The sequence below is a fragment of the Rhizobium sp. K102 genome (assembly GCF_022385315.1).
GTDB lineage: Bacteria > Pseudomonadota > Alphaproteobacteria > Rhizobiales > Rhizobiaceae > Rhizobium > Rhizobium croatiense.
Map to the genome: position 1 here is coordinate 868318 of NZ_CP092436.1, position 15474 is coordinate 883791.

Genomic DNA, 15474 nt, shown 5'->3' on the forward strand with positions numbered 1-15474 from the left:
CAATCCCCGCCTCACTTCACCTGCCTCTCCAATACCTCCTCCAGCACCTCGAACACCCGCCGATCCAACATCTGCGATACATTGAACCGCATGAAATTCGTCGCCGATTGCGACAGGCTGAAAGCATTGCCGGGGGCGAGCACGATCTTCCTTTCCAGCGCAGCCCGCGCCACGTCGGCCGCATTGATGCCGTCGGGCAGCCGGCACCAGAGGAACATCCCGGCCGGCGGCTCCAGCCAGGGCGTTATATCAAGGCGTTTCAGCCCGGCCGAGACCTCGCCCATCGCCCGGGAAAGCCGCTGTCTCAGCGTCTCCATGTGTTTGCGGTAGCTGCCGTCGCTAAAGACGTTCAGCACCAGTTCCGCCGTCAGCCGGCCGCCGCCGAAGGAGGTGGCGATCTTCAGATCGGTCAGTCCGTCGACCCATTCCGGTTTGGCGGCGATAAAGCCGCAGCGGGCCGAGGCTGAAAGCGTCTTCGAAAAGCTGCCGATGTGGATGACCCGATCGAGCCCGTCGAAGGCGGCAAGGCGGGGCGCCGGCGTATATTCGAAATCGGCGAAAATATCGTCCTCGATGATGGTGAGGTCGAACTGATCGGCGAGTTTCAGCAGCCGGTGGGCCGTCACCGGCGAAAGCGTTGCGCCCGTCGGATTGTGGATGGCGGAGTTGGTGATGTAGAGGCGCGGCCGGTGTTCGGCGACGACCTGGGCAAACAGCTCGATATCGGGACCGGACGGCGTGTAAGGCACGCCGACGATCTTTGCCCGGTGGGCGCGCAGCAGCGCGTGGAAATTGAAGTAGCAGGGGTCGTCGACCAGCACCGTGTCGCCGGGCTCCAGCAGGAAACGGCAGAGCAGATCGATTGCCTGGGTGCCGGATTCGGCCAGCATGATCTGATCCGGCGAGGCTTCGATGCCGCGTTCGCCCATGCGCCGCGAAATCAGCTGGCGCAGCGGCGGCAGGCCGAGCGGCGAACCGTAGTCGGCAAGCGCCGGCCCGTCGGCGCGGGAAAGCGTTCTGAGCCCGCGGCGCATGGCTTCGCCGGGCAGCCAGGAGGGCGGCAGCCAGCCGCAGCCCGGCTTCAGGTCACTCTCGCCGGCCTCCAGCGATTGCCGCGATATCCAGAAGGGATCGACGGCGCGGTCGAGTTTCGGCCCGGCCTCGGCAAGTGCAAAGGGTGCTGCCTGGTTGGCGACATAGAAACCGGAGCCTGGTCTCGCCAGGATCGCGCCTTCGGCGACCAGGCGCTCATAGGCATCGACCACGGTCGAGGTCGACAGCTTCAACGTCGCCGCCAGCCCGCGGACCGAGGGCAGCCTTGCGCCGGGCGTCAGGCTGCGGCCGGCAATGCGCTGCCGGATCGTTGCGATCACCATCTCGACGCGTGTGCGTCCTGCCAGTTCTTCGTTCATCTGTACTGCTTTCCGAACCACAACAGTTTGTCGAAATCGTATCAGACTGTCACTGTCCTGGCCATCCGTCCTGATCGATAAAGGCTGAAGCGCGCGGCTTTCGAATTTGATTCAAGTGAGGCGCCTTAGGTCGTTGTTTTTATACATGCTGTCCAAACCTGAGGGCGCTTGGACGGCATGCATCGGGAAGGAAGAGTGCATAATGGAACGCATGACGGCAGGATGGATCAACGGCTTGGTCGGCGTGGTGATCTTCAGCGGCTCGCTGCCGGCGACGCGCGTCGCGGTGGCGCAGTTCGATCCCGTGTTCCTGACCGTCGCGCGCGCGGCGATCGCCGGGGTCTTGGCGCTCTGCCTGCTGATCATCTTTCGTGAGAAACGGCCGTCAGGGCGTGATATCGTCTCGCTGATCGTCGTCGCGCTCGGCGTCGTGGTGGGCTTTCCGCTGCTGACGGCGCTGGCGCTGCAGCATGTCACCTCGGCCCATTCCATCGTCTTCATCGGCCTGCTGCCGCTGGCAACCGCGACCTTCGGCGTCATCCGCGCCGGCGAGCGGCCAAAGCCGGCCTTCTGGCTCTTTTCCATTCTAGGCAGTGCGCTGGTGGCGGGCTTTGCCTTGGCGCAAGGGGTGACCGCATCGCCGGTCGGCGACGTCCTGATGCTGGCGGCTGTCCTGATCTGCGGTCTCGGTTACGCCGAAGGCGGCAGGCTGTCGCGCACGCTCGGCGGCTGGCAGGTGATTTCCTGGGCGCTGGTGCTGTCGCTGCCGCTGATGGTCACGGTCGCCTTTCTATACCGGCCAGTGAGTTTTGCCGGCATCGAAATGCCGGCGCTCGTCGGCCTTGCCTATGTCTCGCTGTTCTCCATGCTGATCGGCTTCATCTTCTGGTATCGCGGCCTCTCCCAGGGCGGCATCGCCGCCGTCGGCCAGCTGCAGCTGCTCCAGCCCTTTTTCGGCCTGGCGCTTGCCGCCACCCTGCTGCGTGAGACGGTGACATGGAGCATGCTGGCTGTAACGGTCGCCGTTATTCTGTGCGTGGCGGGGGCGAGGAAGTTTGCGCGGTAGGGCTTGCGCCGGCCTCCGCCGGTCACAAAGCCGCCGCGCAATCGTCAGCAAATAGCCCTGTTACCGCCGCATCCTGCCCTTTTCAGGCTTCATCGTCGCGACCTCGCCGGCCTTTTCAGCGGCCGAGCGATCGACCGAGGCGGTCTTGCTGCCGTCAAATCACGCACGTGAAAAAGGAACGAATATGATCACTCGTTACACACCTGTCGCAATGATGACCGCTGCAGTCTTCAGCCTGCTGGCGTTCAGCCCGGCTTCGGCTGTCGAGATGGCCCAAGCAGGGCAGCAGCCGGCCGCGCAGGGCCAGGCGCCGATGCAGGGACAGAGCAGCGGCACGGCTGCGCCGGCGGCCGTCAGCGATCAGAAACTCGAGGCCTTTGCCGTCGCCTACCTGCAGGTCGATAAGGTCCGGCAGCAATATTCGGCCAAGATCGACGCGACGAAGGATCAGGCAGCCAAGCAAAAGCTGCAGGAGGAGGCCAAGAAGGAGATGGTCGAAACCGTCCAGTCCTCCAACGACATCTCGGTCGAGGAATATTCCTCGATCCTGACGGCCGCGCAGAGCGACCCGGCGCTCGCCAAGAAGGTCCTGGACAAGATCGGAACACCGCCGCCGGCGCAGCCGCGACAGCAGCAATAGGCAGCGCGGCCCTGTAACATCCCTAAGTCGGACGAAGGGGCGGGCAAGCTGAAAGTCCATGCGGCGAGTGGGCGCGAAATCCCACTTGCCGATCTCCCCTTGTGGGGGAGATGCCGGGCAGGCCAGAGGGGGCCACACATACCGTCCGATAAGACAATCCGCCTTCTACCGCACGTCAAGCCGCCGACGTCGAGCCTGTGACACCCGCCAGCGTCACATCCGTCACCCCGCCGGACGATTCGAAGTCGAAGATCTTTTGCGTCACCAGCGCTGCCGCACCCCGCGCCCAGGAATTGTCTTCCCAGTCGGGCAAAAGCGGCGGGGCGGTGCGGAAGGTGCGGGCGGTGAGGGCTTCGCGCAGAGGGTTAAGGAAGGCATCGCCGAGGGAGACGGCTTCGCCGCCGGCGACGATGACTTCGGGGTCGGTGATGTTGACGAGGTTGGCGAGCGCGGTGCCGATGCCGCGGCCGGAATCTCCGACGAGGGTGAGGGCGGTGGCATCGCCCGAGGCGAGGGCGGTGCGCAGTTCGGGGAGGCCGAGATCGTCGCGGCCGGTCGTTTCGCGCCAGCGGCGCAGCATCGACAGTTCGGAGTGATAGGCCATGAGACAGCCGCGCTTGCCGCATTCGCAGAGCCGGCCGCCTTCCTCGAACAGCGTGTGGCCGAACTTGCCGGCCGCACCATTGGCGCCGCGATAGAGCTTGCCGTCGATGACGAGCGCACAGCTGATGCCGACGCCGACGGCCAGCACCGCCATGTTGCGGTGCTGGCGGCCGAGGCCGAAGAGCTGCTGGGCGATAGCGTAGGCGTTGGTATCGTCCTCCAGCCAGACCGGCACATGGACGCGGGCGGCCACCAGCGAGGCGAGCGGCACGTTGTCCCATTGGAAGCGGTGGCTGCGCACGCAGGCGGTCTGCTCGTGGTTGATGACGCCGGGCATGGAGATGCCGATGCCGGCGAGCTTGGCCTTCGGCCGGCCGGCGAGCTTGACCAGCGCGGGCACGGTGCCCGCCAGCAGATCGGCGACATAGTCGGGATCGTGGCCCTCCAGGCCGACGCGCATGGCGGCGACGGGATTGGTGGCGAGATCGGTCGCCACGCATTCCACCGAATCCACCATCAGCTTGAAGCCGAGCGCGAGCGAGTGCTCGTAATTGATCTCGACGGGGATCGGCCGGCGGCCGGCGGAGCCGGGCACCGCCTTGCCCTCGGTGACGATGCCTTCCCCAGAAGATCGGCGACGACGAAGGTGACGGCGGCCGGGGAGAGGCCGATGACGGTGGCGATATCGGCGCGGCTCCTCGGCCCTTCGCGTCTGAGAAGGTTGAGGATGAGGCGTCGGTTCATGGCTCTCGCCGTGGTCTGGTCGCCTTTCAGCTTCACGATGCATTCCTTAATTTTGTAAATTAATTATTGCGGGCTCGCTCAATCTATGCATAAGTTCGCCCGCCGATCAACTGAAGCCGGGGCGAATGTACGCCGGGCATCGCAGGGCGACCGGCGCGTTAAATGCCTGATCGAGCGCGTTCCAAGGAGGGGGCCGCTTGGGCCGGGCGGTGTCGATCGATCAACTGGGAGGAATTCAATGGCATTTTCGAAGCAATTTCCCGAAACCACCCGCAGAAGCTTCCTGAAAGGGGCGGGCGCTGTTTCCGCGGCCGCGGTCACCGGTGCGGCCACCGGCGGCTTTCCGATCCCGGCGATCGCGCAGGCGCAGGAGGTCACGATGATCTCGGCCGAAAACAACGGTGCGGCACTCGACGCGCTGAAGGCGATCGCCGCGGGCTTCACCAAGGAATCCGGCGTCAACGTCGTCATCAACAATATGGATCACGAGTCGCACAAGACGGCGATCCGCAACTATCTCGTTGCCGGCGCGCCGGATGTCTGCTCGTGGTTTTCGGGCAACCGCATGCGCGCCTTCGTCAAGCGCGGCCTGTTCGACGATATTTCCGACCTGTTCGAGAAGGAAAAATACAAGGACGTGCTGGGGGCGACGGCCGGCGCCGTCACCGAGGACGGCAAGCAATACGGCCTCCCCACCGGCGGCACGCTCTGGGGCATGTTCTACCGCAAGGATGTGTTCGAGCAGCACGGCCTGACGGTGCCGAAGACCGCTGAGGACTTCATGGCCTATGGCGACAAGTGCAAGGCGGCCGGCATCACGCCGATCGCGATCGGCACCAAGGAATTGTGGCCGGCGGCCGGCTGGTTCGACCAGATGAACCTGCGCATCAACGGCCTCGACAAGCACATGGCGCTGATGAACGGCGAGATGAGCTATCTCGATCCGGCGCTGACTGATGTCTTCGACCAGTGGGAGGCGATGATCGGCAAGGGCTTCTTCACGCCGAACCACACCTCCTTCGGCTGGCAGGAGGCCGCAGCCCTTCTGGCACAGAAGAAGGCCGGCATGATGAACCTCGGTGCCTTCTTGCGTTCGGCCTTCACCGAAGCGGATCTGCCGCAGCTCGCCTACGCCACCTTCCCGGTGCTCGACGCCAAGGTCGGCCATTTCGAGGAGTTCTCGGTCAATTCGATCCACATTCCCGCCAAGGCTAGGAATAAGCAGGGCGCGCGCGATTTCCTCGCCTATTTCTACAGGCCGGAAAACCTCGCGGCCTATCTGGAGCCGGGCGGCAACGTGCCGCCGCGCCACGACCTGCCGCCGAGCAAGGATCCGCTCGTCAACGTCGCCGTCGAGACGATGAAGACGGTTCAGGGCACCTCGCAATATTACGACCGCGACAGCGACCCCGACATGGCCCAGGCCGGCCTCGTCGGCTTCCAGGAGTTCATGGCCAAGCCCGACCGGCGCAAGGCCATCCTGACGCGGCTCGAGGGGACGCGGAAGCGGATTTATAAGATCTGAGGGGTGCGGGCCGCTCCACTTGGTTGACGAGCTGCTCTCCACTCGACGTCATCCTCGGCCTTGTGCCGAGGATCTGCTGCCCTATCGAACGGGGGTAGATGCTCGGGACAAGCCCGAGCATGACGGAGGAGCGGGTGGTGGCTTTCGTCGTCGGCAGTCCGATACGTCGCCCCTTCACTCGACGTCATCCTCGGCCTTGTGCCGAGGATCTGCTGCCCTATCGACCGGGGACAGATGCTCGGGGCACAAGCCCGAGCATGACGGAGGAGAGGCACGGCTTTGTCTACAGCCTGAGGGGCGTCAGCCAGCTCCCGAAATAATTTGAGGCTCCAGAGATGCAGACATTATGGCGCCGCCAGCGTTGGTGGCTTACCCCGACTTTGCTTATCGCGCCTGCGATCGCGCTGTTCTTCACCGTCATCCTGCTCTCGGCGGTCCGGAGTGTGTGGATCAGCTTTCACGAGTGGGACGGTTTCGGCGAGATGGTCTGGATCGGGCTCGGCAATTACGTCGAGCTTTACAGCGATCCGCAATTCTACGTGTCGCTGAAGAACAATCTGATCTGGCTCGTCATGTTCATGGCCGCGCCGCCGATCGGGCTCGCCATCGCGCTGCTGGTCAACCAGAAAATTGCGGGCATGCGCTTCCTGAAGTCGCTGTTCTTCATTCCGCTGGTGCTGGCGTCGGTCACCGTCGGCGTCGTCTTCACCTGGGTCTATACGCCTGAGTTCGGCCTGCTGGCGCTGATATTCCGGGCCTTCGGGGCGGTGACGCCGGCCGTGCTTTCCGACGAGCATTTCGTCACCTTCGCGATCGTCATCGCCGCCCTCTGGCCGCAGATCACCTTCTGCATGGTGCTCTATCTCGCCGGTCTCAACAATCTGAGCGAAGAGCTGATCGGGGCAGGGCGCGTCGATGGCGCGAGGGGCTGGAACATGCTGCGCCACATCGTGCTGCCGCAGCTGACGCAAGTCACCTTCATCGCCATTGCCGTCACCGTCGTTGGCGCGCTTCGCTCCTTCGACATGATCTCGGTGATGACGGCGGGCGGGCCGTTCGGCTCCTCCTCGGTGCTCGCCTACCAGATGTACGAGCAGTCGATCTTCTCCTACCGCTTCGGCTACGGCGCGGCGATCGCCTCGGTGCTCTTCGTGATCATGGCCGTCTTCATCGCCTGGTATCTCACCCACATCATCCGCAGCGAAGAGAGGGGAGGCTGATGTATCCTCGTCCCATTCCCGAAAGCGCGATCTGGCAGCGCCGGTTCTATGTCTTGGCCGTCGTCCTCGTGCTCATCCTCTGGCTCTGCCCGCTCTTTGCCATCATCCTTACCTCCTTCCGCTCGACGGCGGACGTGATGGGCGGCAATCTCTGGGGCTGGCCGACCGAGATCGGCCTCATCGATAATTACCGGGCCGTCTTCACCGACACGCCGATGGCGCGCTATTTCCTCAACAGCCTGATCATCACCATTCCCTCGGTGATCGGCGTGCTGGTGCTGTCGACGCTCGCGGGCTTCGTGCTGTCGCGCTACCGCTTTCGCGGCAACATGCTGATCTTCGCGCTCTTCGTCGGCGGCAATTTCCTGCCGCACCAGATCATGATGATTCCGGTGCGCGACCTGATGGTACGCCTCGACCTGATCGACACGACCGTGGCGCTGATCATCTTCCACGTCGCCTTCCAGACCGGCTTCGCGACGCTCTTCATGCGCAATTTCATCGCCGCCCTGCCGGACGAGCTGTTCCAGGCGGCCCGCGCCGAAGGCGCCTCGCCCTTCCAGACGCTCATCCATGTGGTGATCCCGCTGGTGCGCCCGGCGCTTGCCGCCCTTGCCATCCTGATCTTCACCTTCGTCTGGAACGATTATTTCTGGGCCGTGGTGCTGACCGTCAGCGACAGCGTCAAGCCTGTCACGGCCGGCCTTGCCAATCTGCGCGGCGAATGGGTCTCGGCCTGGAACCTGGTTTCGGCGGGCACGATCATCGTCGCCGTGCCGCCCGTCGTGATGTTCTTCCTGATGCAGCGGCACTTCATCGCCGGCCTCACCATGGGCGCGGTGAAGGGATGAGCCGGCGTCTTCCGTTTCAACAAGAGAGGGCCAGGATATGACCAGTCTCGAACTCCGAGAGATCAACAAGGATTACGGCGCCTACCATGCGCTGCGCGGCATCGATCTTTCGGTCGCGCAAGGCGAGTTCATCGTCATGGTCGGCCCCTCCGGCTGCGGCAAGTCCACGCTCTTGAAATCCATCGCCGGGCTGGAGACGATCTCGTCGGGCCAGATCGTGATCAACGGCCGCGATGTGACGCGGCAAGAGCCGGGTGATCGCGGCATCGCCATGGTCTTCCAGTCCTATGCGCTCTATCCGCATATGACGGTGGCGGAGAATATGGGCTTTGGCCTCAGGATGGCCAAGCGCCCGAAGGCCGAGATCGATGCGGCCGTTGCCCGCGCCGCCAAGATTCTCCGGATCAGCGACCAGCTCGACAAGCGGCCGAAGCAGCTTTCCGGCGGCCAGCGGCAGCGCGTGGCGATCGGCCGGGCGATCACCCGTTCGCCCGAGGTTTTCCTGTTCGACGAGCCTCTGTCGAACCTCGATGCGGCGCTGCGCACCCAGATGCGCGTCGAGCTCAGCAGCCTGCATGCCGAACTCGGCGCCACCATGGTCTATGTCACCCACGACCAGGTGGAGGCGATGACCATGGCAAGCCGCATCGTGGTGCTCAATCAGGGCATCATCGAACAGGTCGGCTCGCCGCTGGAGCTTTACCGCAACCCCGACAATCTCTTCGTCGCCGGCTTCCTCGGCGCGCCGCGCATGAATTTCCTCGGCGTCACCATCGATGCGGTGTCCGGCCGAGATGTGACCGTTTCCGCGCCCGGCCTGTCGCCGCTGACGGTGGAGCTTGCGCAACCGGCGACGCTTGCGAAAGGCGTGGCCCTGACGCTCGGCGTCCGCCCGGAGGCGATCTCCGTGGTCGCCGAGGGCAGCGAGAGCGGCGCGGTGCATGGCGAGGTGCGCCTCGTCGAGCATCTCGGCCGTGAGACCATTCTCTATGTCGATGCCGGCAGTCTCAGCACTATCGCGTCGGAAAGCGGCACCGGCAACATCACCGCGCAGCTCAGCTACGTCGCACCCTTTGCCGCCGGCCAGAAGGTGGCGCTGAAGCTCGATGCGCGCGAACTCTATCTCTTCTCTCCCGATGGCGGCCGCACGATCAGCGCCCGCAAGACCATTCTCGACAAATAGGAAAGACCAGCCCCGTGTCCGACAAGACCCTCTCCGTATGGAACACCGTCAAGACCGACCGCTTTCTCGTCGGCGCCCCGCATTATCCCGAGCATGTCGACGAAAGCTATTGGGAGCGCGATGCCGAGCGCATGGCCAAAGCCGGCTTCAACGTCGTGCGCATGGCCGAATTCGCCTGGCACATCCTCGAGCCGAAGCTCGGCACCTATGATTTCGATCTCTTCGACCGCGCCATCGCGATCCTCGGCCGCCACGGCATCGATACGATCATGTGTACACCGACGGCGACGCCGCCGCGCTGGTTGACGGCCGCGCACTCTGAAATTCTAAGGGTCGACGGCAAGGGCCGGCCGATGAGCCACGGCTCGCGCCAGCATTGCGACACGGCAAGCCCTGTCTTCCGCGAGCACAGCAAGCGCATCACCTGGGCGATGGCCGAGCACTATCGCGACAATCCTTTCGTCGTCGGCTGGCAGACCGACAATGAGCTGAACACCAGCATGCCGGAGAGCTTCTCGAACGCGACGCTCAGCGAATTCCAGCTGTTCCTCGCCGATAAATACCGCGAGATCGCCGAGCTCAACCACGCCTGGGGCGGCGATTTCTGGGCGACGGCCTATGACAGCTTCGATCAGGTGGTGCTGCCGATCGAGTTCGGCCCGACCTTCCCGAGCCCCGGCCACCTGCAGGATTACCACCGCTTCCTCGCCTTCTCCACGGCCCGCTTCCAGCACGACCAGGTGGAGATCCTGCGCGCGGTGAAGCCTTCCTGGTTCGTCTTCCACAATCTCGGCGGCTTGAGGGATATCGATTTCCGCGGCCAGTTCAGCAAGGATCTCGATTTCGTCGGCTACGACATCTATCCGATGCTCTATGACGAGTTCCAGCGGCTCGGAAACCACGCCAAGGTGCAGGCGCTGCATCTCGATATCTGCCGCGGCTTTTCCGGCAATTACATCGTGCCCGAGCAGCAATCGGGCTTCGGCAGCCAGCCGGGCTTCTGCACGCTGACGCCGGAGCCGGGGGAGCTGCGCCGCATGGCGCTTTCCTCGGTCGCCCATGGGGCCGACGGCCTGATGTTCTTCCGCTGGCGGCCGGCCCATTTCGGCGCCGAGATCTACTGGATGGGCATCATCGACCATGACGATATCGGCCGCCACCGCTATGAGGAGGCCAGCCGCTTCGCAAGCGAGATGATCGCGCTACAGCCGAAGATCCTCGGCACCTATGTGTGCATGGATGTCGGCATCGCCGGCTCGGATTTCGACAATCAGGAAGCCCACAAGACCTATCCCATCGGCCTGCCGAGCCCGCAGGACGATGCGATCCTCATGCACCAATATTGCTACGACCGCGGCATCGCCTGTGGCTTCATCCATCCCGAGGACGATCTTTCCAGGCTGAAGCTCTTCTACGTCCCCCACTGGGTGATGTGGAAGGACGAATGGACGGCCAGGCTAGGAGCCTTCGCGGCCTCCGGCGGCACCGTCGTCATCGGCGCCCGCACCGGCACCCGCACGCAAGACAACCACGTCATCCGCGAAACCGCGCCGGGCACCGCGCTCTCTAAGCTCACCGGCGTGCGCGTCGAGGATTTCGGCCGTCTCGCCGCACCGGGCGCCAACGGCCTGTTCGACGTGATGGAACGCTCCGGTGGCCTCGTCATCCCGCCGAACAAACCGGCCGAATCCCACCGCCGCCAGCGCCGCTTCAAGATCGGCAACCGCGAACTGACCGCCGGCCACTTCTACGAAAACCTTGCCATCGACCCCGACGTCGAGATCATCGCCGCCTGGTCCAACCGCTACGCCGAAGGCGAGCCGATGGCGACCTCCCGCAAGGTCGGCAAGGGCCAGGTGGTCTATCTCGGCACCTACCTCACGCCGGAGCTGACGGAGGCGCTGACCGAACGCCTGTTTGCACCTGCTGGCATCGAACCAATGGTCGGCGGGCTGCCGGAGGGCGTGGAGGTGACGATGCGGATGAACGAGGAGCGGCGTCTGCTGTTTGTGCAGAATTATACGGATCAGGCGGTGACGGTGGGTGGGGTGCCTGCCGGGCGGGATCTGCTGGATGGGGAGAGGCCGGTGAGGGGGAGGTTGGAGCTTGGCGGGTACGGGTGTGCGATTGTTGAGTTGGAGGCGTGAGGGGAGCGCTGAAGAAAGGCGATTAGCGAAAGCTGATAGCGTTCGGTTCGAACTTCCTTATGGAAAAGTTTTTTCTCGCCCCACTTATTAAAGGCTACTTCCATTCCTGGATACACTTTGCGTGCGATCCAATCTCCAGCGTATCAATGCCCGAGATAAACGGAACACCTTCCGCAAGCAGTCGCATGTTCTGCGCATCGCATTTGACGGTATCGCCGTCGGGTTCTGCGGTCTCGACTTCAGGAAATTGATGCGAGCCAGCTTTCGGGCTGGCAGCCTGACCTCAGGATCGATCAGTTGCCCCAGCCAATTTGGAACCGATCAAATCGAACCTCGCTCAACGGCTGGCCGGAAGGGGCCAGCCTTACCGAACGAAGAACGAGACGAAGCTCGGGGGAATAGTATTGTTCAAAAATAATCGGAGGCAATTCCGTCAGTTCCAGGCGGCTGTTGATGGCCCAAACTTTGTAGGAACAAGATGCGATCGTTTCCTCTCCCAAGCCGTCGAACCGAATAAAAGTAGTGCCCGAAACGGATTTTTTGCCATTGATGAAAAGCGTAGTGTCGGATTGCCAGTTCTTCTTCTGTGGCAGATCATCCAACGCAACCGTATTCGCGTATTTCAGCTCATGCTTCCCATTGGGACCAACTCTCTTTTCGACGAGCAAGGGGTGCAAATAGACAGCCGACACCGGCTGCAGTGAGCGGTTACGCTCCACCAGCTTTTGTTCGGTGAGACCCGGACCGTCCGGCTTGTAGAATACGGAAAAGAAAGGCACTTCTCTGGTGAGCAGCACGCCCTGTTTGGTCTCATTGGCGGTTAGGCAATTCCCAAAGGCTGGTGCCGCCAATATTATTCCAACCAGTAGCGACAAACTTCTTAGCAAGATCGACATCCCAGATTCCCCTCATCCAAGTCCGCTACCATGGTGCTTGGGTGAAATTGGGGAGATCGAAGTCGCCGGCCCGGAGCTTGCCCACAACCTGATCGAACTTGGCCTGACCGACGAATATCATCTACCTGCATCCGGTCGTGGTGGGGCAAGCCCTATTTCGCGGGCCTCGCCCTCCGCGCCAGGCGAAAATCCATTCACCATACCAAGACACCCGCGATAAACCCTAATCCCACATCGCCACCTCCAACCCGCCCAAACACCCGCCTTTCCCGCCAGCCGCCCACTCCACTTCAACCTTCCTTAAACGCCCGCCGCATAGCGTGACCCCTCAAATCGAGGGTCCTATTCCATGTTCACCGTTCTGACGTGCGTTACCGAGCAGCATGATCTTTCGCTGGTCGGTCTCGCGGGTTTGATCTGCTTTCTTGCCAGCCATTGCGCGATGGTTCTGCTCGATCGGGCGATGTCTTCCGATGGTGCTGCCCGGTGGGTGTGGATCGGGACGGCAGGGGCGGCTGGCGGGTTTGGGATTTGGGCGACGCATTTCGTTGCCATGCTGGCCTATGACCCCGGTGTCGTCGTGGGCTATCATGCCGGCCTGACGCTGGTTTCGCTGCTGGTCGCGATCGTCGCAACGACGGGCGCCATCGCCGCCAAGATCGCCTATACCAGGTGGGTGGCGAATATTCTGGCCGGCGTGCTTTTCGGCGCCGGCATCGGGTCGATGCATTTTTCCGGAATGCTCGCCATCGAATTCCCTGGCGATATCTCGTGGGATAGCGGGTTCGTGGCGGCGTCGGTCGCGCTCGGCATCGTCTTTTCGCTCGCCGCCTTTCGGTTTGCGGGCAGGGGCGAGCGGTCGCTTCTCGGCAGGCTCGCGCCCGCGCTTCTGTTGACATCCGGCGTTGTCGCCCTGCATTTCACCGCGATGGCTGGCGTCACCGTCACGCCCGACGTGGTGGCGCTCGATCCCGCGACGCTGCTTTCGCCTGCGGTCATGGTGGTTACGATCGCCGCCGTCACCTTTTCGCTGCTGGCGGCGGGTTTTGCGGCCGCCATATTTGCCGTGCGCTCGGAGGCCAAGGCCGCCAAGGCGGAGCGCAATTTCAACCTTCTCGTGGAGGGCGTCACCGACTACGCCATCTATATACTTGATCCCGATGGCAAGGTCAGCAACTGGAATGCCGGCGCCGAGCGCGCCAAGGGCTATCGCGCCGATGAGATCGTCGGCAAGGATTTCTCGCTGTTTTATTCCGAGGAAGATCGGCGGAAAGGCCTTCCGCAGCGGGCGCTCGAGACCGCCCGCACCATAGGCAAGTTCGAGGCCCAGGGCTGGCGCTATCGCAAGGATGGGTCCTCGTTCTGGGCCCATGTCGTCATCGACGCGATCTACGACGAAACCGGCGGGCTGATCGCCTTTGCGAAGATCACCAAGGACAACAGTAAACAGAAGGCGGATGCCGACCGAATCGAGGAGGTCACCCGCAATCTCGACGTCGCGTTGCAGAATATGGGGCAGGGCATCTGCCTGTTCGACCGGGATGAGCGCCTGCTGCTCTGCAACAAGCGCTATCTCGAAATCTTCAAATTCCCCGAGGGCTCGGTGCGCCCCGGCATGGCCTATCGTGAGATCGTCGACATCGGCTATGCCGCCAATACCAAGGATGCGGCGGAAGCCACGGCACTCGCCGAGGCGCATTATCTCAGGAACATGGCGCTGATCCGCTCCGGCTCCGGCGGCGCCGTCCACAAATATGCCAGCGGCAACTCGATCCAGCAGCATGTCAACATGCTCGCCAATGGCGGCTGGGTCGTTACCTTCGAAGACATCACCGATCGGCTGAAATCCGAAGAGCAGGTCGCCTTCCTCGCCAAGCACGATGCGCTGACCGGCCTGCCGAACCGGCTGCAGTTCGGCGAGAGCGTCTCGGAAGAGATGATGATCGCCGACCGGGTGAGGGGCAATGTCGCCGTCATCGGCATCGATCTCGACAAGTTCAAGGAAGTCAACGACCAGCACGGCCACGCCACCGGCGACAAGGTGCTGGTCGAGCTCGCCCGGCGTCTCGATGCCGCGCGGCAGGAGGGCGAGTTCATCGCCCGCTTCGGCGGAGACGAGTTTGCGGCGACCAAGCGCTTCGATGAGCTGAGTGCGCTACACGATTTCATCGCCCGGCTGGAAGGCGCGCTCACCGGCACCGTTGCCATCGACGGCTTCGAGATCAAGACCGGCGCCAGCCTCGGCGTTGCGATCTATCCGAGCGACGCGGCAAGCGTCGACGGACTTCTCGCCAATTCCGATCTCGCCATGTACCGCGCAAAACAATCGCTGCTGCAAAGGGTCTGCTTCTACGAGGCCGCCATGGACGAGAATGCCCGCCGCCGCCGGGCGCTCGCCAACGATCTCTGGGCCTCGATCGACCGCCACGAGCTGCATCTGCACTATCAGGTGCAGAAATCGGTGCGCACCGGCGAGATCACCGGCTACGAGGTACTCTTGCGCTGGCGGCATCACGCACGCGGCAACATCCCGCCGATGGATTTCATCGGCCTTGCCGAGGAATGCGGCGCGATCCTGCCGATCGGCGAATGGGTGCTCCGGGAAGCGTGCCGGGAGGCGGCAAGCTGGAACAACAGCTACAAGATCGCCGTCAACCTGTCGCCGATCCAGCTCGGCCATGCCGACATGGCGGCGGTGATCGCGGGCATCCTTTCGGAAACAGGGCTGAACCCCCGCCGTCTCGAAATCGAGATCACCGAAAGCTCGATCATCGTCGACAAGGAGAAGGCGCTACGGACGATGCGCGCGATCAAGGCGCTCGGCGTGTCGATTGCCATCGACGATTTCGGCACCGGCTATTCCTCGCTGGAAACGCTGCGCTCCTTCCCCTTCGACAAGATCAAGCTCGACAAGAGCTTCATGGCCGAGGTCGAAACCAGTCCGCAATCCAAGGCGATCGTCCGCGCCATCCTGGCGCTCGGCCGCAGCCTTGAGGTGCCGGTGCTGGCGGAAGGCGTGGAAACCCAGGCGCAGCTCGATACGCTCTTGGAAGAGCAATGCGACGAGGCGCAGGGCTATCTGCTCGGAAGGCCGCAGGCGATGGGCGAGCCGGCGGTCGGGAAGGCGGCTTGAAGCGGCTTGGGGAGCGGCGGGATCGCGCCCATCTGTACCGGTGTGCGTTGGGAG

Annotated in this window: 10 protein-coding genes and 3 pseudogenes; 9 read left to right on the forward strand and 4 right to left on the reverse strand. The window is 63.2% G+C overall.

Annotated features, from left to right (window positions below; translation table 11 throughout):
- Window positions 1-11 precede the first annotated feature (11 nt).
- Window positions 12-1433, reverse strand: a complete 1422-nt coding sequence (locus MHI61_RS10120) for a PLP-dependent aminotransferase family protein (RefSeq protein WP_239791891.1) — start codon at window positions 1431-1433, stop codon at window positions 12-14.
- Window positions 1434-1614: 181 nt separating this feature from the next.
- On the opposite strand from MHI61_RS10120, the gene MHI61_RS10125 reads away from it, so the two are divergent.
- Window positions 1615-2478, forward strand: a complete 864-nt coding sequence (locus tag MHI61_RS10125; protein WP_239791892.1) for a DMT family transporter — start codon at window positions 1615-1617, stop codon at window positions 2476-2478.
- A gap of 184 nt (window positions 2479-2662) precedes the next feature.
- Entirely contained in the window at window positions 2663-3118 is a 456-nt protein-coding gene (locus MHI61_RS10130; RefSeq protein ID WP_239791893.1) for a DUF4168 domain-containing protein, read from the forward strand.
- 175 nt (window positions 3119-3293) lie between these two features.
- On the opposite strand, the pseudogene MHI61_RS10135 reads toward MHI61_RS10130, so the two are convergent.
- Window positions 3294-4501: pseudogene (locus tag MHI61_RS10135) on the reverse strand (ROK family protein).
- Between the two features lie 202 nt (window positions 4502-4703).
- Here MHI61_RS10135 and MHI61_RS10140 point away from each other — a divergent pair.
- The 5 genes from MHI61_RS10140 to MHI61_RS10160 all read left to right on the forward strand — a co-directional run bounded on the left by MHI61_RS10140 (window position 4704) and on the right by MHI61_RS10160 (window position 11391).
- Window positions 4704-5990: an ABC transporter substrate-binding protein gene (locus MHI61_RS10140; protein ID WP_239791894.1), complete on the forward strand. Its 1287-nt coding sequence runs from the start codon at window positions 4704-4706 to the stop codon at window positions 5988-5990.
- Between the two features lie 335 nt (window positions 5991-6325).
- Complete coding sequence (locus MHI61_RS10145) at window positions 6326-7210, forward strand: sugar ABC transporter permease (protein ID WP_239791895.1); 885 nt, start codon at window positions 6326-6328, stop codon at window positions 7208-7210.
- Complete coding sequence (locus tag MHI61_RS10150) at window positions 7210-8061, forward strand: carbohydrate ABC transporter permease (protein ID WP_239791896.1); 852 nt, start codon at window positions 7210-7212, stop codon at window positions 8059-8061. The genes MHI61_RS10145 and MHI61_RS10150 overlap by 1 nt, the downstream gene beginning before the upstream one ends.
- A gap of 37 nt (window positions 8062-8098) precedes the next feature.
- Window positions 8099-9244: a sn-glycerol-3-phosphate ABC transporter ATP-binding protein UgpC gene (gene ugpC, locus MHI61_RS10155; protein ID WP_239791897.1), complete on the forward strand. Its 1146-nt coding sequence runs from the start codon at window positions 8099-8101 to the stop codon at window positions 9242-9244.
- A gap of 14 nt (window positions 9245-9258) precedes the next feature.
- Window positions 9259-11391, forward strand: coding sequence for a beta-galactosidase (locus tag MHI61_RS10160; protein WP_239791898.1), 2133 nt, complete (start codon window positions 9259-9261; stop codon window positions 11389-11391).
- Between the two features lie 97 nt (window positions 11392-11488).
- Here MHI61_RS10160 and MHI61_RS10165 read toward each other — a convergent pair.
- Window positions 11489-11578, reverse strand: a pseudogene (locus MHI61_RS10165) (thermonuclease family protein); the annotation flags it as partial.
- 106 nt (window positions 11579-11684) lie between these two features.
- Window positions 11685-12287, reverse strand: a complete 603-nt coding sequence (locus tag MHI61_RS10170) for a hypothetical protein (RefSeq protein WP_239791899.1) — start codon at window positions 12285-12287, stop codon at window positions 11685-11687.
- A 49-nt stretch (window positions 12288-12336) separates the two neighbouring features.
- Here MHI61_RS10170 and MHI61_RS10175 point away from each other — a divergent pair.
- Window positions 12337-12463, forward strand: a pseudogene (locus tag MHI61_RS10175) (dihydrofolate reductase); the annotation flags it as partial.
- A 173-nt stretch (window positions 12464-12636) separates the two neighbouring features.
- Complete coding sequence (locus MHI61_RS10180; protein WP_239791900.1) at window positions 12637-15420, forward strand: EAL domain-containing protein; 2784 nt, start codon at window positions 12637-12639, stop codon at window positions 15418-15420.
- Window positions 15421-15474 lie beyond the last annotated feature (54 nt).